Below are 18581 nucleotides of genomic sequence, written 5' to 3'. Positions count from 1 at the left end.
CAGGGCGCGGATCAGCGGGTCTGCTCGGCTGGGTCGTCACCCGCGTGCTCCAGGGCCGCGTGCGCAGCAGCGTCGGTGTGGGCGCGCGCGGCAGCCTCGGCCCCCTCGGCGTCGCCTGCCTCGATCGCGTCGACGAGGCGAATGTGCTCCTGCCACGAGTGCGGGGCCCGGTGGGCGGCTCCGATGCGGAACACCCACTGCACGTGCAGGTACAGCGCGCTCGCGATCGAGGAGAGCCAGCGGTTGCCGCTGATCTCGATCACGCGCTGGTGCAGCTCGGTGTTCAGCTCGGCCACGCGCGAGAGGTCGTCGCGGTCCGTGGCCTCCCGCGCCGCGTCGAGGAGGGCACGGAGGTCGGCCACGTCCTGTGGGGTGGCGCGCTGCGCGGCCAGCCGGGCGGCCACGGACTCCAAGGCGGTTCGCACGGCGAAGAGGTCCGCGATGGCCGACGCGTCCGGCGTGGCGACCACGGCTCCGCGCCGCGGCACCATCGTGACCAGACCGTCGGCCTCGACGATCCGCAGGGCTTCGCGCACCGGGTTGCGGGAGACGCCGAAGTCGGCGGCGAGGCGGTCCTCCGTGAGCCGCTGCCCCGGCGGGTAGTCGCCGTCGACGATCCGCTGCCGCAGCTCCGCGAGCACCTGGTCGCGCAGGGCCTGGTGCCGGCCTCCGATCGTGCGGTCCCCGTCGGTGAGCGCCATTGCCCCTTCTTCCTCGTCCGTCCTCGAGCGGTCTCCGCCCGTTCCGCCACTTCCGGCAGTTCGTATACGAAAGACAATCTATGCCAATCCCGTCCCTGACCCTCGGACACCCGGCCCAGGCGGCGCTGACCGCAGTGCCGCCGACGACCTGGTTGCTCGCCGTGAGCCCGGTGGTGCTGCTGCTGGCGCTGGTGCTGTGGGGCCGCTTCTCCACCATCGTCAACGCGGGCACTACGGTCGCCTACAGCGTGGCGGTGGCGGTCGCGGCCTTCGGGGCCGGGCCGCTCACGGTGGCCGTGGGCCTCGGCAAGGGGGCGTGGGTGGGCCTGTGGATCCTGTACGTCATCTGGCCCGCGCTGCTGATGCACCACCTCGCCTCCCACGTCGGGATGGCCGCGCTCGGGCGGGCCCTGTCCACGCTGCTGCCGCGCCGCACCGAGAACGTGCTGCTCCTCGCCTGGGTGCTGCCGTCGTTCATCCAGGGCGTTTCAGGCTTCGGCACCCCGATCGCGGTGGCGGCCCCGCTGCTCGTGGCCCTGGGCGTCAGCACCACCCGTGCGGTGGCGCTGCCGCTCATCGGCTACCACTGGGCGGTGGGCTTCGGCTCCATGGGTTCGTCCTTCTACATGGGCGCCCTCACAGCCCACCTCGACAGCGCGGAGCAGGCCGGCTATGCCGCCGCGGCGGCTGTCGTCCTCGGCGTCAACTGCGTGCTCGCGGGGGCCCTCGTGGCCGTCATGGACGGTGGGTGGGGCGGTCTGCGCCAGGGATGGCGGATGCTGCTGGCCGTCGGCCCCGTCATGGCGCTGGTGCAGGCGGGCGCGGCACGGCTCGAGCCCGGCATCGGCGCGCTCTGTGCCGGGGCCTCCGGTATCGCCGTCGTGCTCGTGCTCCGGGCGCTGACGCGCCGCGGGGAGGGCTCGTCCGTGGAGGGGGCCGCGGCGCCGGTGGGCGTGGCGGGCCACGCCACGGCATACGCAGACCGCGCGGAGGCCGACGCGCGACCTGCGCAGGCTTCCGCACCGGGCGGTTCGGGAACCGGGCCGGACGACGGCGAACCGGCCGAACGCACCCGTGAGCGGGCCCGGGCCGCGGCAGTGCCCTACGCGCTCCTCGGCGTGGTCGCCCTCGCCATCTTCCTGCCGCCGGCCCTGCGCACCTGGGCGAAGGGCCACCTGCTGCTCGGGCCGTCCTTCCCCCCGACCACGACGTCGCGCGGCACGCTCAACGAGGGCGTCGACCTCTACAACCCCATCGCGCTGGCCGGCCACCCCGGGACGTTCCTCCTCCTCGCCTGCCTCGGCAGCGTGCTCGTGTGGCGCCGGATGGGCGCGTGGGGCCGCGGCGCCTGGGCTCCGGTGTGGCGGGGAGCGCTCCGCCAGGCCTGGAAGTCCTCACCGTCCGTGGTGCTCCTCGCGTCTGTGGCCGGCGTGCTCGTCGACAGCGGGATGGTGCGCACCGTCGCCCAGGGCGCCGCGGTGGCGACCGGCCAGGCCTACCCGGCCATCGCACCGCTGGTGGGGGCCCTCGGGTCGTTCATCACCGGGTCGACCACCAGCTCCAACGCCCTCTTCTCCTCGCTGCAGGCGGACGTGGCCCACCTCGTCGGCGACCGGCCGGCCGACCTGCTCGCGGGTCAGCTGGCCGGGGGCAACATCGGCAACTCCCTGGCACCGGTGGTGATCCTGCTGGGGCTGAGCGCTGTGGGTGCGGCCCGGCGCACGGGCGAGGTGCTTCGTCTGACGCTGCTGCCGGCTGCCGTGCTGCTGCTGTCGGCCGTCACGGCGACCTGGGTGCTGGTGGCCCTGCACCGGTGAGGGCCGTCGGCGCGGTGGCCTAAGGTTCATCGCGTGACCAGCGGACTCTTCATCGTCTTCGAGGGAGGCGACGGCGCGGGCAAGTCCACCCAGGTGGCCCTGCTGCGCGAGGCCCTCGAGCGAGCCGGCCGCACGGTCACGGTCACCCGGCAGCCCGGGGGCACCCCGCTCGGCCAGCAGATCCGCGACCTCGTGCTGCACGGCGACCACGTGGCGCCGCGCGCCGAGGCCCTCCTCTTCGCGGCCGACAAGGCCCACCACGTCGAGACCCTCGTGCGACCAGCGCTGCGGCGCGGTGAGGTGGTCATCAGCGACCGCTACACCGACTCCTCGGTTGCCTACCAGGGCGCGGGGCGCGACCTCGGCGCCCAGGAGGTGCACGACCTCAACATGTGGGCCGTCGAGGACCTGGTGCCCGACCTGACCGTCGTGGTCGACATCAGCGCGCAGGAGGGGCGGCGCCGCCGCGGCGAGGTGCACGACCGCCTCGAGTCGGAGCAGGACGACTTCCACGAGGCGATCCGCCAGCACTTCCTCTCCATGGCACAGGGCAACCCCGAGCGCTACCTGATCGTCGACGGCACCGAGGCGCCGGAGCAGATCCACGCCGCGGTGATGAAGAGGCTCGAGTCCATGGGGGTGGTCGAGCCGTGACGGTCTGGCGCGACGTCATCGGGCAGGAGTCCGCGGTCGAGACGCTGCACCGGGCGGCGACCGACCCCGGGGCGATGACCCACGCCTGGCTGCTGACGGGCCCGCCCGGCTCCGGCAGGTCCGTCGCCGCCCGGGCCTTCGCCGCCGCGCTGCAGTGCCCGTCGGCCGGGTGCGGGCAGTGCATCGAGTGCCGCACGGCCATCGACGGCTCGCACGCCGACGTCGACGTGATCGCGACCGAGGGGCTCTCGATCAAGGTCGAGCAGGCCCGCGACCTCGCCGCCCTCTCGGCGCACCGACCCTCGGTCGGCCCGTGGCGGGTCATCATCATCGAGGACGCCGACCGCCTCACCGAGCGCGCTGCCGACGCCCTGCTCAAGGCGCTCGAGGAGCCGGTGGCACGCACGGTCTGGATCCTCTGCGCGCCCTCCGTCGAGGACGTCGTCATCACCATCCGCTCGCGCTCGCGCCACGTTCGCCTGCGCACGCCGCCGGCCGAGGCGGTCGCCGACCTGCTCCAGCGCCGCGACGGCATCGACGCGCCGATGGCGATGTATGCCGCGCGAGCGGCCCAGAGCCACGTGGGCCTGGCCCGGCGCCTCGCCCGCGACGAGGGAGCGCGGATCCGGCGCCGCGACGTCATCGCGCTCGCGGGCAAGATCCGCGGTGTCGGGCATGCCATCGACGCCGCCTCCGACCTCTCGAAGATCGCAGACGACGAGTCCGGGGCCGCGTCGTCGGAGCGGGACGCGGCCGAGCGCCAGCGGCTCATGGAGACCCTCGGTGCGGACCCGTCCGCGCGCACCCAGCCCCCGCACATCCGATCCCAGCTCGCGTCGCTGGAGAAGGAGCAGAAGGCGCGGGCCACGCGCTACGCACGTGACGTGCTCGACCGCTCGCTGCTCGACCTGTTGTCGGTCTACCGCGACGCGCTGGTGCTGCACACCGGGGCGCCGATCGACCTGGTCAACCAGGACAGCATGGGCGAGGTGCAGCGGCTGGCCCAGGCGATGAGCCCGGAGCAGCTGCTGCACGCCATCGACGCGATCGGCACGGCCAGGGAGCGGATCGGCCTCAACGTCAACCCGTTGCTGGCGCTGGAGGCCATGGCCCTCTCGCTGCGCCTCCCGGCCTGACCGGGGCGGCCTTGCGGGGCCGCGCACGGTTCCTCGGGATACGGTCGGGTGCATGACTGTGAAGGGACGCCCCCTCGCTGCGGCCGCGACCCTGCTGGCGCTCGCCCTGTCCGGCTGCACGCTGTTCGACGACGGGGGGTCCGAGAACGGGGCGTCCACGCCGACCGTGCCGCAGACGCCGCCGACGGGCGCCGAGGACCTCGCGCAGTACTACGGGCAGAAGCTCTCGTGGAGCAAGTGCGCCGGCGGGCAGTGCGCCGAGCTGACCGTGCCCCTCAGCTATGACGACCCCGACGGCGAGACGATCAAGGTCAAGGTCCTGAGGGTGCCGGCCAGCCGCAAGAAGAGTCGCGTCGGCTCCATCGTGGTCAACCCCGGCGGGCCGGGCGGCTCGGGCGTCGACTACGCGCAGGCGGCCGACTTCATCGTCGGCAAGCCGGTGCGCCAGCGTTTCGACGTCGTCGGCTTCGACCCTCGTGGCGTGGGCAGGTCCGCTCCCATCAACTGCCTCGACGACCGGCAGCTCGACGCCTTCCTCGGCGGGGACCCGACCCCGGACAGCGCCGCGGAGGAGGAGTCCTTCGCGCAGACGGCCAAGGCCTTCGCCGAGGCGTGCAAGGCCAACGCGGGCCCCCTGCTGGGTCACGTGTCGACCGTCGACGCGGCCAAGGACATGGACATCCTGCGCGCCGCCCTCGGCGACCCGAAGCTCAACTACCTCGGCAAGTCCTACGGGACCTACCTCGGAGCCACCTATGCCGACCTGTTCCCGGAGTCGGTCGGACAGTTCGTGCTCGACGGCGTGGTGCCCCCGGACCTGACCTCGGCCGACGTCAACGAGGGACAGGCCGCGGGCTTCGAGCTGGCCACCCGGGCGTGGGCCAAGGACTGCGTCTCCGAGGGCGACTGCCCCCTCGGCGGCTCGGTCGACGAGGTGATGGAGGGAATGCGGGACTTCCTCAAGGGCCTCGACGAGAACCCGATCCCCTCGGGCGACCCGAGGGCACCGGAGCTGACTGAGGGCTGGGGCTCGCTCGGCATCGCGGCGGCCATGTACGACCAGGGCTCGTGGGGCATCCTCACCGACGCACTGCGCGCCGCCATCGACAACCGCAACGGGCGAGACCTGATGGCGCTCGCCAACACCTACGCCGACCGCACAGACACCGGCCAGTACACCGGCAACATCATGGAGGTCATCTACGCCGTCAACTGCCTCGACAAACCCGACACCGACGACCTGTCGGTCTACCAGAAGCAGGCGCAGGAGTTCACCGCCAGCGCGCCCACGTGGGGTCCGTTCCTCGCGTGGAGCTCGCTGCCCTGCGGCTACTGGCCGGTGGAGGGCGACGGTGAGCCCAAGAAGATCACCGCCGAGGGCAGCGGGCCCATCGTCGTGGTCGGCACGACCCGCGACCCCGCCACCCCGTACGAGTGGTCGGTGCGGCTCAACGAGCAGCTGGCCAACAGCGCGCTCATCACCTACGACGGCGACGGCCACACGGCATACACGCGCAGCAACAGCTGCGTCGACGAGGCCATCGACAACTACTACGTGAAGAAGCAGGTGCCCCGCGACGGGTTGAAGTGCTAGCCGGTTCGGCATTTGACGGGGCCATCCGTATACTCATGCCCCGTGCCCACGGCACCTGCCGCCTTAGCTCAGTCGGCCAGAGCGATTCACTCGTAATGAATAGGTCAAGGGTTCGATTCCCTTAGGCGGCTCAGACAACGCCCTCCGGTTCGCCGGAGGGCGTTTCTGCTGGTCAAGGCCGGTGTGGGCCGCCTGCGCGAGGGTGGCCAGGAGCCCCACCAGAGCGACCGCAACCAGCCCCAGGGCGCCTCCATGCGCACAAAATGCGCACATGGCGATCGAGAATCGCTCCATCACGCCGACCCACCTCGTCCCCTCGCGAGCGTGTTGATGCGGTCGAGCGCAGCCGCCACGACGTCCAGCTCGTCGTCATAGAGGTGCGCATAGATGCGGGCCGTCGTCGTGATGGACTCATGGCCCATCGCGCGCTGGATCCACCGCAGGTCTGCCCCAGCGGAGCGTGCCAACGACCCGAAGGTGCGCCGCAGGTCGTGTGGCGTGATGCCCTCCAGACCCAGCTCCTTCGTGGCGGCTGTCCACCCGCTTCTGGCGCGCCAGTTGCCATTGCGCAGGTAGCCGCCGTCGGGGGCGGGGAAGACCAGAGCGTCAGCCGGCTTGTTGGCCACTCGCCGCTCAAGCATGATCGACAGGACCGCCGGTATGGCAACACTTCGCTGGGAGGCTCGGCTCTTGGGGGCCGCTACGTCCATACGCCCACCCACCTCGGTTGCCCTTTCGACGACGCGGACTCGACGCCTGGACAAGTCCACGTCCGAGACCTTCAGGGCAGCCAGCTCCGACCAACGGAGGCCGAGGTAGGCCATGGCCAGGACAAGGTCACCCTGCCCACCCAGCCGCTCGACCAAGGCATTGACCTGCTCAGCGGTCAGAATCCGCTCTCGAGCTGGCGGCCGGCGAGGTAGGCGGACCCCGCGAGCTGGGTTGACGGACAGTCGCCGCGTCTGGATCGCGTAGTCGATCACGAGGCACAGGACACGGTGGGCCTGCCGGACCGTTTCGGGTCCCTTGTGCTGGCCCAGCGTCTCGATCCAATCGGCGACGTCGGCCTGCTCGATCCGGTTCACGCGCCACCGACCCAAGTAGGGATCGACGTTCCGCCACGCCGCGCGATAATTCTGGCGCGTCGTCGCCCGAAGGTGGCCGGTGCCGGCTCGCTCATACTCCGCCCAGACCGCAGCCAGGGTCACCTCACCACGGCGAGGGTCGAGCCAGTCACCACGCCGGAGCCGGCTGCTGATCTCGTCCTCATACGCCTCGGCGTCTCGTCTCCGGGTGAAGGCCTTCGACCGCTGTCGGCCCGACGGGTCGCGATAGCGGACCGTCCAGGCGACGGTCTTCCCGTCCTTCCGGAGGCGCCGCTCGATCATGCGACGTCCTGCTGCTTCTCGAGCCAAGCGGCCACTACCGCGGCGTCGAACCGCCGATGCTTCCCGACCTTGAAGGAAGGGGGACCCTCGCCGCGCACCGCCCAGTGGTGCAGCGTCGAGAGCGGCACGCACAGGATGCGTGCCACGTCCTGCGCCGTCAGCAGCTTGGGGAACACCTGCACCTGCTCGACTTCCATCACCCTGCTCCTCGTCTCCCGGCCTACCTGCCCGCTTTCTGTGCTGCCTTCCACTGGGCGTACTCGCGCGCTCGAGCTGCGGCGGCCTTGGCCATGGCTGCGTCCCCAGGCGTCTCCCAGCCGGTGCCAGCGAAGGCCCACTGGCCGATCACGAGCGTGGTTTCCTCGTCCTCGTCGGCCATCAGCTCGGCTTCGAGGTCCTTCAGGTCGATGCGCTGGCCGTCCGCTCGTGCCTGGGCGATCAGCACACTGGCGCGCCGCCGAGCACGTCGAAGAGCGCCGAGGGTCACTGAGTAGCGTCGCGACTTGGTCGAGAAGTGACCGCGGAAGCCGAGCATGTGCACCCACTTGGCCATGCGCTCATAGGGATGTTCAAGAGGCTCGTCGTCGAGCGCCCTCGACGCCGGTGGCTCGTCCTCCCCGGCCCAGTCAGCTATCGCGTCCGCAACCCGCCTGAGGCGCTCGAGGTGCCGGTTGCTTGAGTTCCCGCCGGCCGACTCGGTGGCGGACTTGGTCGAGTACTTCGCCAGATACCCGGCGACTTGTTCCGCGTTGAGCCGCCGGTCGGGATCGTCGGTGCGGCTGTGTTGACGGACGGGTCGGGTGTCGACCTGGGCTCCGAAGCGGAGCGTTCTTGCGGTCGCCTCATCCAGCACGTCAGGTGGCGAGAAGCTGACAGCGGCCGCCGCGGTACCGACAAGGTCCGCAAGCACTGCGGCGTCGAGGGACGGGGGAGCGGGTGCGAAGCCGTCTTCGGTGCGTGGGCCATCGAGGCGCACGAGTGCGTGGAAGTGGACTACTCCGCGGAGCTGGAACTCGGCAACCTTGGCGTACTGGACCGTCGCGTGGTCGTTGAGCTTGCTCGGGCGGATGCCAAGGTGTCGGGCGACCAAGCGGCGCAAGGTGATCGTGAAGCGGCGCCACAGCTCGGGAGCCCACCACTGCCACACCACATGGGAGGCGTAGTCGTAGCACTCCCAGCAGATCGGCTGCCCCAGCAGGGAGTCGTTCTCGCGATGGACGGCCACGCAGGAGAGCGACCGGCCGTGGGGGCAGATGCTCTTCATCCCGGACCGTGGGTGACACCGGCCGCCGTCGCGAAGCCCATGCACCGCACCGAACGAGGGCGCGGTGAGGGTCGCGAAAACGAGGGGGTTGTCGACGACGTGATCGGGAACTCCCTTGCCGCCAACGACACCGCAGCGGATCAGGTGGAAGGTGTCCGCGGCATACAACCTCGAGCAGGACGGACACTTGCTCTCCCGGCGGTTGCCGCAGCGCAGGTGCAGCACGCCCAAGGGAAGCCCGTCGCTGCTGAATTGGCCGACCGCTTCGCCCGAACCCTTGTCGAAGGTGGTGCTCTGGCCCCGCAGACGGACCGGGTTGGCGCAGTACCCCACCCCAGCCGCAGCGATGGCCCAGTCGTCGAACGTTCGGGAGGTCAGACGACTGAGGATGTCTCGCTCTTGGGAGGGGGAGAGGTCCTCCAACGGCAGGCCGGCTCCCTCGCCGAAGCCCGGGAAGTGCCGGGAGGCGGTCGAAGGAGCCGGCTGTCGGGTCACGCCACGTCTCGTCGCTGACCCGGGCGGAGCGCGGCATCGAGCACGTCGCCGAGGCGTGCCCCGCGTGCCAGGGCGTGGAGCATGGGCTTGCGTCGTGGCGGGATGAAACCACCCCAGATGCCGAACGCCTCGGCAAACACCAGTGCGGACGCGAGGCATGTGCGGCGTACGGGGCAGTCCCCGCAGACCGACAGTGACTCCTGCGTACGAAGACCCTTGCCGTCGTTGAACCACGCCCAGTTGGTGCTGCCCGAGCAGGCTGCATCGGGGTGCCAGTTGACGGGCTCGAGCTCTCGCAGGCTGGGTCCACCGGTCATGTCGACCCACGGCATGGGTCGGCCGTAGCCAAATCCAGGTACGTTCTTGGGTGCGCGACTCACGCTGCCTCGCCTCCTTGACTGTCGTGGGTGTCGACGAGGGTCAGGGCACGGTGCCCACGATGGGAACTGGTGAGTCCCGCAATGTCCTCGTCCGTCAGATAGGCAGAGCGCACGCGTCGCAGTGCGCGAGTGCCTTCGGTGCGGACGAAAGCCACGCCCGGCGTCAGTTCGCTGATGTGGTCCGCGGTGGCGCCCAGGTCTCTCGCGCCCTCACCGAGCACCATGTCGACCTGGATCGGGTTGTCGAGCCGCAGTGCGATGCGAGTGGGGAACAGGTCACGCCAGGCGACGACGTCCTTCCCGGGGTCCTGCACAGCGGCCAACACAGTGATGCCGCAGGCTCGCCCCTGAGTGAGCAGGAGGCCGAGCGCCTGGTCGATACGCCTGACCACGGAGCGCTCCGCGAAAGCGGTCAGTGTGGCCAGCTCGTCGATGACGGCAAGGATGTGTGGAGAGTCGACCGAGGCGGCGTGCTTGCGCAGGCCGTGGCGAGCAAGGCCCTGAGCCCGTCGGTCCTTGAGGTCCACCAGTTCCTCGAGCATCCGACACATCGACTCCGGATCTGAGTCCTCGAAACGACTGAAGAGTGGGAGCCCGGGACGCAGCTCCATGCCGCCCTTGGGATCAATGGCCCACACCTGTACTCGTCCCGCTGAGATGTCCGGGGCGAGTCCATGCAGGAGCGACCAGAGGATCGATCCCTTCCCTGCTCCCGTAGCGCCGGCGATCAACAGATGCGTGCCAAGCAGGCGCACCTCCCAGTGCGTACCGTCCTCGTGTCGCCCGACAGGTACAGCTTCGAGGTCCACGTCACTGGCCTGCGGCAGCGGGCGAATCACGGCTGCGAGGGCGTCTCGCCGGTGCAGCTCGAGCCAGGCTCTTCCGGGTCGATCAGCCACAACCCGGGACTCTCGACAGCCGAGGGCGTGGGCGATGCCAGCACACCGAGCCGCGACGTCGGACGGAGTCAGCCCATCGGGAAGGCGGAGGTTCAGGCGATCGACTCCCTGAGGGGTCACCACAACCTTGCGGATACGCGGGACCTCACCGTGGCGGTGCGTCTGGCGACCGACATTGGCGTCGTAGGCGACGAGTCCGTTGCGCGACGCGACCCGTTGCCAACGCGCCCGGTAGTGGGCGCCTCGCCACACCCGCTGGACCCGGGGTGCTGCGACCTGTGTGAAGGAGGCGGGGTGTAGGACCCGCCAGGTCACGAATACGGCAGCCGCGCCGGTTATGAGGAGTGCGGCTGTAGTCCAACCTTCACGGAGGCCGACGATCATCAGCCCGGCGACGATCCCCGCCATTGCCGCGTTGCGAAAGGCGAACAGCAGCAGGGCCCAGGCCGTTACGAAGGCGAGCCAGACTGAGCGAACCACGGCCTCGACCAGTACGGGTAAGAGGTCATCGCTCTCAAACATGGCGTCCTGTGCAGTCCTCTGCCTCATCTAGCCCACCACCCTTGCGGCATCGGCGACAGCAGAACCCAAGAGCTGGGCGGCCTCACCGATGTGTCGCTCCGCCTTCAGCAGGTGGGCATCGATCTCCCGGTCGGGCACGGCGTGGATGCGGTCGCGCAGCTTGCTCTGCTGGCCGTAGATCTGTTCCTGTTCACGCCAAAGCGCTCTCAAGGTCCCGTGAAGCTCATCCGGTGAGACTCCAAGAGCCTGGCTCCAGTCGATGACCTTCCCACCGCGCATGTCACTGCTCCCTTCGGAGTTCCGCTAGCGCGTCGTTGAGACGGTCGCCGGCTGCTCCAAGCGCTCGGCTTGCCGAGGAGATCGACGCGAGCATGTCCTCGTCCGGGACGTCGCCCATGCCGATCCGAAGCTTGGTGAGCTCGGCGTGGAGCTCCTCGACGTGGCGAACTCGCGAGGCAAGAGCCCAAGGCAACTCCTTGATGCCGACGCCCAATGCCTCGGACCAGGCGACCATGTCGAACGCCCGCACGGTCAGGCCGCCTTACCCGGGTTGGGGTTGGAACCGGACGACTGGCTCTTGACCGGTCCCATAGCGTCGGCCTTGTAGGACCAGGCCACTCGCGAGAAGTCCTCACTGACCTTCTCGACGTAGGGGAGAGCCGTCAGGCCGTGGAAGATCACCGGCGTGAACGGCGTGCCGCTCTCGTTGGCGGGCGGCACGGGCTGGACCTTTGCGCTGAACTTCACGACCACGGTCCGTGCTGCCCGGCTTGCGTCGGGGTCGGCATCCAATACGTCGACCGACCAGATCGGCAGGCCGGTGTCGGCATCGAGCTGCTGGACCTTGTTCTCCCGGGTCGACCTCTCGAAGTCGTTCACCGGGCTGACCTCGGAGACGAGGTAGGCACCGTGGGGGAACACCTCGTCGTGGCTGATCTTGAACCGCTTTGCGATGGCCATGGCTGCTCCTTTGGTTCGCGTGTAGCGCACTATGCACTACTGCATAGGTAGATCATGCAGCAGTGCATAGTTCTGAGTCAAGGAAACGAAACCTACGGCCTATGCGTCTCCGGGATACCGTGTTGGTCGTCCGCGTGCCCGACGACAGCGGGCTCCTTCGCAGGCTGACGCGCGAGCGATGCCAGCTCGATCCGGCTCGAAGTGCCGCTCTTGCGCAGCAGGTTCGATACGTGCACACTCACGGTCTTCGGGCTGATAAACAAGGCTGCGGCGATCTGCGCGTAGGTCTCCCCAGCGACGACGTGGCGCAGGATCTCGCGCTCCCTACGGGTGAGGCTCAGGTGGGCGAGTGGCTGTGTACTGCCTGTGTTGGTGTCGGGAACCGGTCCGCCAAGTCGCAAGTGCGCTTGCGTGGCGAGGTCCTCGACAAGCCGGGCCAGGGGCCGGGCGCCCAAGTCAATCGCCTGAGCGCGGCTCTGGCTGAGGGCGTCCACCGCGGCAGGCCGCCCTTGCCGTTGAGTGAGAAGTGCATGGCCCAGGAAGTACAAGGCTCGCGCGTGCTCGTAGCGCAGACCTGCCCGCTCGGTCGCCGCAACAGCGGCATGCCAAAGCCTCGTCTGCTCGCCTAGGTCGCCTACGCATCGAGACCGGTCGGCGGCATAGAGGGAAGCCAGCGCTGGGTGCACCAGGTCGAGCGGTCCTCGGTTCAGGAAGAGCGGCGGCCTGTCGCCGCGCAGTTTCTCGATTCTTCTGAGCCTCGTGCGCGCTTCGTGTGTCAATGCCGAATTACCTGACTCTGCGAGGTCCCCTGCAGCGCGGGCGGCGTAATGGAGATACTCGTCGGCGGCACCCGGTTGCACCCGTACGGCATCGCCGATGTGCTGCTCGACGAGGTCCAGTGCCAGGCTCGGATCCCCCGAGGCGATGGCGAAGTGGACCTCCGACACAAGCCGCAGGTCTCCAACGGCGGTAAGGCGAGGGATCAGTTCCCGGGCCCGTTGCAGGTGCATGGCTGCGGCGTCAAGATTGCCCTCCAGCCCGGCCAGCCGAGCGGCAACGCAGCGACTGAAGCCCGCCCATCGGTTGGACTGCTGGAAGGAGAGGATTTCGCGAATCATCGCGCGTGCCTCGTCCCATCGGCCCAGCTCTAGGAACCAGTCGGCGGCGATACACCCAACATTTGCGGCGTGCGTGTGTTGGCCTTTATTCCGGACAAGGAGGTAGGCCTTGCGAGTGACCTCTGCAGCCGCAGCCCACTGTCCGGTGTCCTCGTAGTTGTTGCTGAGGAAGACGGAGGAACGTGACACGAGCTCGGTGTCTCCGAGCTCCTCGGCCATGGCGACGGCCCGCGCCGCGTCGGCTATACCCTCCTCGGTGTACCAACGCGTTTGTGAGCGTACGGCGAGGGCCCAAGCGAGTGCCTTAGGGGCTCCGAGGTGTTCTGCCAGTCGGACAGCCTCCTCCGCATGGGCCGCCGCCGCGCCTACACCCTCCCATGCTTCGTCCAAGGCCAAATGCGACAGGCATATTGCGCGCTCCTCAGAGAGCGGAAAGGCCGCGGTGAGCTGGAGGGCCTGAGGCAGCAAGCTTGCCGAGAGGCGGCTGCTGGCCTCGAGGTTGTCCTGGAGAAAGGCCAGGGGAAGCAGTATGCGGGCAGCGGCCAGTGGCTCACGATGGCGGTCAATTCGATCCAGAGCATGCTGGTATTGACGCTGGGCCTCACGGTATTCGCCGGCCAGTTCGGCCGCCGAAGCTGCGCGGGTGAACAGGCTGACCGCATCTACCTGGTCCGACGCTTCCGCCGAGAGAGCAGGCAGGAGGCCGACGGCAGTCGACAGATGGCGATACTCCTCGCCAGGGGCGTTGATCTGGGCGGCCTCGTCCGCTGCCCGCAACGACCATGCGAAGCAGCGATCCGCGTCCTGCACGGCGGCGTAGTGCAAGGCGAGGTGGTTGGCCCGGTCTCGCTCGCTCACGCCTACTGCGCTCTCCCAAGCCGTGATCCACGTCAGTTCTAGGCTCGCTCTCTCAGGGGCACTCAGTGTCCCGCCTACCACCTCGGCGAGGAGGGGGTGGCGAAACCAGACATCTCCCGACTCAGTGTCCAGCGTGATCCCTTGCGCGGTCGCGTTAGCCAAAGCAGGTTTGAACTGCGTTGCTCCCACACCGGTCATCTCGACCAGGCCGGACAACAGCGAGTACGACACTGGTCGGCCGCTTACCGCGAGAACCTGGGTCACCGTTCGAGCCGCGGGGCTGAGCCGATGCCACGTTGCGAGGAGTGCTTCGCGCAGGTCATTGCCCCGCCCGACGGCCACGTCCTCTCCCGCGCCACTCTGGGCCACGAGGAGCTCGATCAGATATGGGTTGCCGCCCGAGCGCTCGTAGATGCGTTCGGCCAGCGCCGCCGAATACGATCCCGCGTGCTGAAGCACCAACTGTTCTGTTTGCCAGAGATCCAGGCGTGATAACGGCAACCGGCGGACTGAAGGCATGTGGGAGACGTCTGCCAACCACCCGTGCAGACGGTGGCCCTCGCCGAGTTCGGTGTCACGGTACGTGACATGAACGTGTAGTCGCTGCCCCTCGGTAAGCCCGGCGATGAGATACGAGAGCACGTTGAGTGAACTAGGGTCGGCCCAATGAAGGTCCTCGATCACCAGCAGGGTCGGGCGATCCTGACAAAGCGCCCAAATGACCGATCCAAACTGCAGGATGACGCTTCCTGAGTCGGCCGCCGTGGAGCCGGACAGCGCCGGGACCAGATCGCCGACCGCTCTGGCGTCCGCAAAATGGGCACCGCGCGCCGATGAGTTTGTCCTTGCCAGCCACGACGCAAGGGCTTGGCTGAGCGGCAAGAAGCCTGTGACATCCGCGCCGAAGCGCAGGCATTGGCCCGATAGGACGTGAAAGTCCCGGGCGCGCGCCAAGGTTACAAGCTCGCGGGTCAGTGCGGTCTTGCCTATCCCGGGCTCCCCGCAGACGAGGGTGGCCATAGGCTCGGCCTGCACCGCAGACTCCAGCCCCGACGCCAGTTGCGTCCGTTCCAGCAGCCGTCCTATGAGCCGGGGCTCGACGCCCATAACCTCATTCTCCACGCAACACGCATCCGATACGTCGAACGAATGACGTGACCTTGTGTCAAAGCTGTTGGGTGCCCTGACATCGGGGTGGAAGCGATCAGTGGCTGCATATCGGCTACGCCCCGCGCGCTGACCGGAACGAGGCGGCTGTCAGCCGCCTCACTGTTTCGGCTGCGCACCGCCCCTGTGTGACTCCGTAGCACGGTGGCCACCCGTGCGTGAGCGCTACCTGTTCTTCTGGGGGCATACCTGCTTGGGGTGTGCGGTCCAGGGCGGGCAATCGGGTCCCATCAAGACTTGGGAGCGACGCGGCCCAACCCGTGCGCGCCCCCGAAGGGTGCAATCGGATGCCGATACCTCGAGCCGCGGGGGCAAGCCGTCGCCTCCGCGAAGGGTTGTGAAGGTGGGGGTCGGGGTGCTCCCCACGAGAGGGGTGGGAAGGGAGCGTGTCTCGCAGCCGGTAGCGGCGAGCACTGCCACGCCCGCCACGATGGCGAGTGAGGTCAGTTGCCTCTTCATTTTGTCCTCCTTTGGGCCGGGAGGTGGTGCACGCGCTGCACGGGACGGCGAGCTAGGTGTGCACAGTGGCGGCGACTTTCGCCGCGATCGATGGGTAGGAGATCTTGAGACCGGTGTTCGGTGTCGGTCCCACGCAACACGGATCAAGTCAGAGCGCGCCGCAGGGACGCTGACATCACCTGACAGGGCGGGATCTGAGCGCCGTCGGTGAGTCGGCTACCTGCTCCTCAACCAAGCCGGTGCTGGCACCCCGTTCCCGGTGAGGTTGTCGCACTTCACGTACTGGACACCGACGCGGGTAAGCGAGCATCGGTGCTCGGCGGCTGTAGGAGCCGCCGAAGTGTTGCTGTCGCCAGCATCGGGACGCGCCGTGGCCGAGATGGCGTTGGTCCCGATGAGGAGGAGCGTGCTGACCGTGAGCGCCAGAAACCGGCGCGGGTGCTTTGCGGTGGTGGTCATGGTCGTGGTCCTTCGCCGAGGTGCGGGTGTTGATGGGATCACCGTCGCGCCGGCATGGCTAAGGCCACATCGGGTGCTATCCCTCAGATAGTTCACTCAGCTACTTAGATCTTGACCCTCCGTTGGATGCCTGCACGTGCTGTCCTCGAGTCGGCGGCCAGGGGTTGCGCTCCTCGTCGGCCGAATCTGCTGAGACTGAGGGACTTGGCGACAGAAGACGAGCCGCGGTCACGCAGGGTGCAGGCGATGCCGCTCGCCCCCGGGTGCGCAGCTGCGGGCGGAGGCGCAGGGCCGTACTGCGAGCCCTGTGGTGGACCGCGCGCAGTTGCGGCCTGGCAAGGCCTGGGGGTGCGGGGCTTCGGCGAGGTTGGAGCGAGTCAACTGCTGGAGGCTGTGCTCTCACCGTGAAGAGCGAACCAAAGCGCGGCGGCGGTTGCAGCAACGGCCGCACCCAAGAACGGGGCACCTAGGCCTAAGACCTGTGCTGCCCATCCGCCCATCAGGGCGCCAACAGCGCCAGAGCCAAGTCCGACTACCCGGGTGCCGGCGCTGACTCTTCCCAGTTTGTCGTCCGGAGTAAGCGACTGGCGAGCGGCAGCTCCGATCACCGTCGCGGTCATGCTCGCCATACCGACAAGAACCAAGGCGGCTGCGGCTACTACTGGACGTTGGACCAGGACTATGAAGCCCCACGCCAAAGCTTGGGCGGCCAAGCAAGCAGCGTAGATATGCAGCGGACTGGCTCGCCCCCCAAGCTTGCTGCTGATACCGGCCGCTGCAAGGCCACCCACCGCAAGCATCGCCAGGAGCAGGCCGAATGCACGGTCATCGAGGCCAAGCCGGTCCTGGGCAAAGAGCACGAGGGTCGCGTAGGCGAGGTTGTAGACGAAGTTGAAGGTGGCCATGCCAATGGTCAACGCCCGCAGCTCGCGATGCCGAAACAGGAAGCGCAGTCCCTCTGCGACCGATGCGGAAATACTGGCCTGCTTCACCGATTCGGACACAGGCCGTCCAAGGCTCAGGCCTGCAAGCAGTGCGGCCGAAATGAGAAAAGTCCCAGAGTTCAGGCCGAATGGCAGCGCAGCCGCAACCGCGAAGAGGGCGGCTCCCAGGGGTGGGCCGAGCAACGACCTGCCTAGGAGGTCAAGACTCCAGAGTCGGCTGTTGGCCGAGGCCAAGGTCTTGACGTCGCGGCCGACCACCGCCGGAATGGCTGCCTGTGCAGCAGGGTCGAAGAAGCACCCGGCAACACCTACGAGGAACACGACCAAGGTCAGCAGCCATACCGAGCCCAGCTCAGCCGCAATTGCCCAGGCGAAGCCACCGAGCAGTACCGCGCGCACGATGTCGGCGAAGACCATGGTCGACCGCCGCGACCATCGGTCCACAAGGGCCCCTGCCGGCAGGCCAGCGATCAGCCATGCGGCATACGTGGCGGCCACAGTGATCGACACACCGACCGGGTTGCGGGTTAGGGATGCCGCCATGAGTGGCACGGCAGCGATGACCATGCCCTGCCCGGCGATGGAGACCCCTGTGGAGGCAAGCAGCCGACCAAGACCCCGCGACGTGGGGGCCTCGGTCGACTCCTGCGCCGCCATCTGCTCAGTCATTCAGACCGCAGGAGGTCGTAGTCGAACTCGCCGTTCTGGGCGCCCGCAATGAAGGCCCGCCACTCCCGCTCGTTGAACTCAAGGATCGGCCCGGAGCCCTGCGCTTTGGTGTCCCGGACTCCGACGGCGCCATCCGCGTAAGCCACCTCCACACACCCGCCCGTGTCGCTGATGATGCTCTTGCGCCACCGTGCGGTCAGCCACTTCTCATCCATGCGATTCCCCTCGGTTGGATTCACGACGCCACTCGACGCCGCGCCGACTCGACCGCCGCGCGTGACTCCTTGCGACCGAGTGCGTTCTTCTGGAGCCGGGTGAAGAGCTCCCGGTATGCCGCGACGTCACCCTCCGCTGACAGGTACAGGTCCGCGGTCTGCGCCTCCGCCAGGACGACAGGTGGGCCAGTGGCAAAGTCGTAGATCACGAACGAACTGGAGGCGAACACGGCGTTCGTGGCGTCCTGGGGCCGGATCCGAAGGTCTACGAAGCCCTGGTCCATTTCCTCGAGGACGTGGTCGAGCTGCGTCGCCATCACCGACCCGGCGCCAGGGGAAAGAGTGAGTGCTTGCTCCTCGAGGACGACCCGGTAGCTGACGTCTGTGCGGGCTCGCAGCGTCTCCTGCCGCTGTTGGCGTCGCTCGACGAACGCGCCTTGCGGGCCGAAGCCCCCTGACTTTGCGATCGCCGCCGCGTAGTCAGCGGACTGAAGAAGGCCGGGGAACCAGAGCGCCTGGTACTGCGACAGGCCGACGACGCGGGACTCAACCGTGGCGACCTCCGCCTGGCGTCGAGGACTGCCGCCAGCCCGCACTACCCAGGCACCCTCCATGCCCTCGTGCCGCGCGACCGACGCCAGGATCTCGGCGCGGGCCTCCTCCGGCACGCCGTAGTAGTCCAGGAGCTGCGCAACCTCTTCCAAGGACGCACCGAACCGGCCGGTCTCGACCCGGGACACCTTGGACTGCGACCAGCCGAGCTCACGGGCTACAGCTGACCCCGAGAGGCCTGCGGACTCCCGGATGCGCCGCAGTTGCTCGCCGACGCGAATCTGGGTCGCCTCAGGCATGTGAGGGCTCAATGCAGTAATGCATAGAGCG

The 18581-nt window shown here is 68.5% G+C and carries 17 protein-coding genes and 1 tRNA gene; 5 read left to right on the top strand and 13 right to left on the bottom strand.

Annotated elements, in window-relative coordinates; translation table 11 throughout:
• Positions 1-11: 11 nt before the first annotated feature.
• Entirely contained in the window at positions 12-701 is a 690-nt protein-coding gene (locus P0Y31_RS00745; RefSeq protein WP_275866174.1) for a GntR family transcriptional regulator, read from the bottom strand.
• An 80-nt stretch (positions 702-781) separates the two neighbouring features.
• Between P0Y31_RS00745 and P0Y31_RS00740 the strand changes: the two genes are divergently transcribed.
• The 5 genes from P0Y31_RS00740 (at position 782) to P0Y31_RS00720 (ending at position 6033) form a co-directional block, all read left to right on the top strand.
• The gene (locus P0Y31_RS00740; protein ID WP_275866173.1) at positions 782-2518 is read left to right on the top strand and encodes an L-lactate permease; all 1737 of its coding nucleotides are present in this window, start codon (positions 782-784) and stop codon (positions 2516-2518) included.
• Between the two features lie 33 nt (positions 2519-2551).
• On the top strand, positions 2552-3172 hold the full coding sequence (gene tmk, locus P0Y31_RS00735) for a dTMP kinase (RefSeq protein ID WP_275866172.1): 621 nt from the start codon (positions 2552-2554) through the stop codon (positions 3170-3172).
• A complete protein-coding gene (locus P0Y31_RS00730) occupies positions 3169-4308 on the top strand; it encodes a DNA polymerase III subunit delta' (protein WP_275866171.1) in 1140 nt (379 codons plus the stop codon). Before tmk ends, P0Y31_RS00730 begins: the two co-directional genes overlap by 4 nt.
• Positions 4309-4360: 52 nt before the next feature.
• The gene (locus tag P0Y31_RS00725; RefSeq protein WP_275866170.1) at positions 4361-5902 is read left to right on the top strand and encodes an alpha/beta hydrolase; all 1542 of its coding nucleotides are present in this window, start codon (positions 4361-4363) and stop codon (positions 5900-5902) included.
• A gap of 57 nt (positions 5903-5959) precedes the next feature.
• Positions 5960-6033: transfer RNA gene (locus tag P0Y31_RS00720), tRNA-Thr, on the top strand.
• 162 nt (positions 6034-6195) lie between these two features.
• Here P0Y31_RS00720 and P0Y31_RS00715 read toward each other — a convergent pair.
• From P0Y31_RS00715 to P0Y31_RS00660, 12 genes are all read right to left on the bottom strand, one after another.
• Positions 6196-7290, bottom strand: a complete 1095-nt coding sequence (locus tag P0Y31_RS00715) for a site-specific integrase (protein ID WP_275866169.1) — start codon at positions 7288-7290, stop codon at positions 6196-6198.
• The gene (locus P0Y31_RS00710) at positions 7287-7487 is read right to left on the bottom strand and encodes a helix-turn-helix domain-containing protein (protein WP_275866168.1); all 201 of its coding nucleotides are present in this window, start codon (positions 7485-7487) and stop codon (positions 7287-7289) included. Before P0Y31_RS00710 ends, P0Y31_RS00715 begins: the two co-directional genes overlap by 4 nt.
• A 23-nt stretch (positions 7488-7510) precedes the next feature.
• Entirely contained in the window at positions 7511-9049 is a 1539-nt protein-coding gene (locus P0Y31_RS00705) for a replication initiator (protein ID WP_275866167.1), read from the bottom strand.
• Positions 9046-9381 (bottom strand): WhiB family transcriptional regulator, encoded by a 336-nt coding sequence (locus P0Y31_RS00700; RefSeq protein ID WP_275866166.1) that lies wholly within the window; start codon positions 9379-9381, stop codon positions 9046-9048. The genes P0Y31_RS00705 and P0Y31_RS00700 overlap by 4 nt, the downstream gene beginning before the upstream one ends.
• A gap of 44 nt (positions 9382-9425) precedes the next feature.
• Positions 9426-10850 carry an FtsK/SpoIIIE domain-containing protein gene (locus P0Y31_RS00695; RefSeq protein ID WP_275866165.1) on the bottom strand — a complete coding sequence of 475 codons (1425 nt, stop codon included), beginning with the start codon at positions 10848-10850 and terminating at the stop codon, positions 9426-9428.
• A 27-nt stretch (positions 10851-10877) separates the two neighbouring features.
• Positions 10878-11129 carry a hypothetical protein gene (locus P0Y31_RS00690; protein WP_275805333.1) on the bottom strand — a complete coding sequence of 84 codons (252 nt, stop codon included), beginning with the start codon at positions 11127-11129 and terminating at the stop codon, positions 10878-10880.
• A 1-nt stretch (position 11130) separates the two neighbouring features.
• Positions 11131-11379: a hypothetical protein gene (locus tag P0Y31_RS00685; protein WP_275805332.1), complete on the bottom strand. Its 249-nt coding sequence runs from the start codon at positions 11377-11379 to the stop codon at positions 11131-11133.
• A gap of 2 nt (positions 11380-11381) precedes the next feature.
• Positions 11382-11810: a plasmid replication, integration and excision activator gene (locus P0Y31_RS00680; RefSeq protein ID WP_275866164.1), complete on the bottom strand. Its 429-nt coding sequence runs from the start codon at positions 11808-11810 to the stop codon at positions 11382-11384.
• Positions 11811-11902: 92 nt separating this feature from the next.
• Positions 11903-14893, bottom strand: coding sequence for a LuxR family transcriptional regulator (locus P0Y31_RS00675; RefSeq protein ID WP_275866163.1), 2991 nt, complete (start codon positions 14891-14893; stop codon positions 11903-11905).
• 1355 nt (positions 14894-16248) lie between these two features.
• A complete protein-coding gene (locus tag P0Y31_RS00670) occupies positions 16249-17484 on the bottom strand; it encodes an MFS transporter (protein WP_275866162.1) in 1236 nt (411 codons plus the stop codon).
• Positions 17481-17699, bottom strand: coding sequence for a DUF397 domain-containing protein (locus P0Y31_RS00665; protein WP_275866161.1), 219 nt, complete (start codon positions 17697-17699; stop codon positions 17481-17483). Before P0Y31_RS00665 ends, P0Y31_RS00670 begins: the two co-directional genes overlap by 4 nt.
• 20 nt (positions 17700-17719) lie before the next feature.
• Positions 17720-18550: a helix-turn-helix transcriptional regulator gene (locus P0Y31_RS00660; protein ID WP_275866160.1), complete on the bottom strand. Its 831-nt coding sequence runs from the start codon at positions 18548-18550 to the stop codon at positions 17720-17722.
• Between the last annotated feature and the right edge of the window lie 31 nt (positions 18551-18581).

Source organism: Knoellia sp. 3-2P3 (assembly GCF_029223115.1).
GTDB lineage: Bacteria > Actinomycetota > Actinomycetes > Actinomycetales > Dermatophilaceae > Pedococcus_A.
The sequence above is the reverse complement of the archived record's forward strand: the minus strand, read 5'-3'. Positions and strand labels throughout refer to the sequence as shown.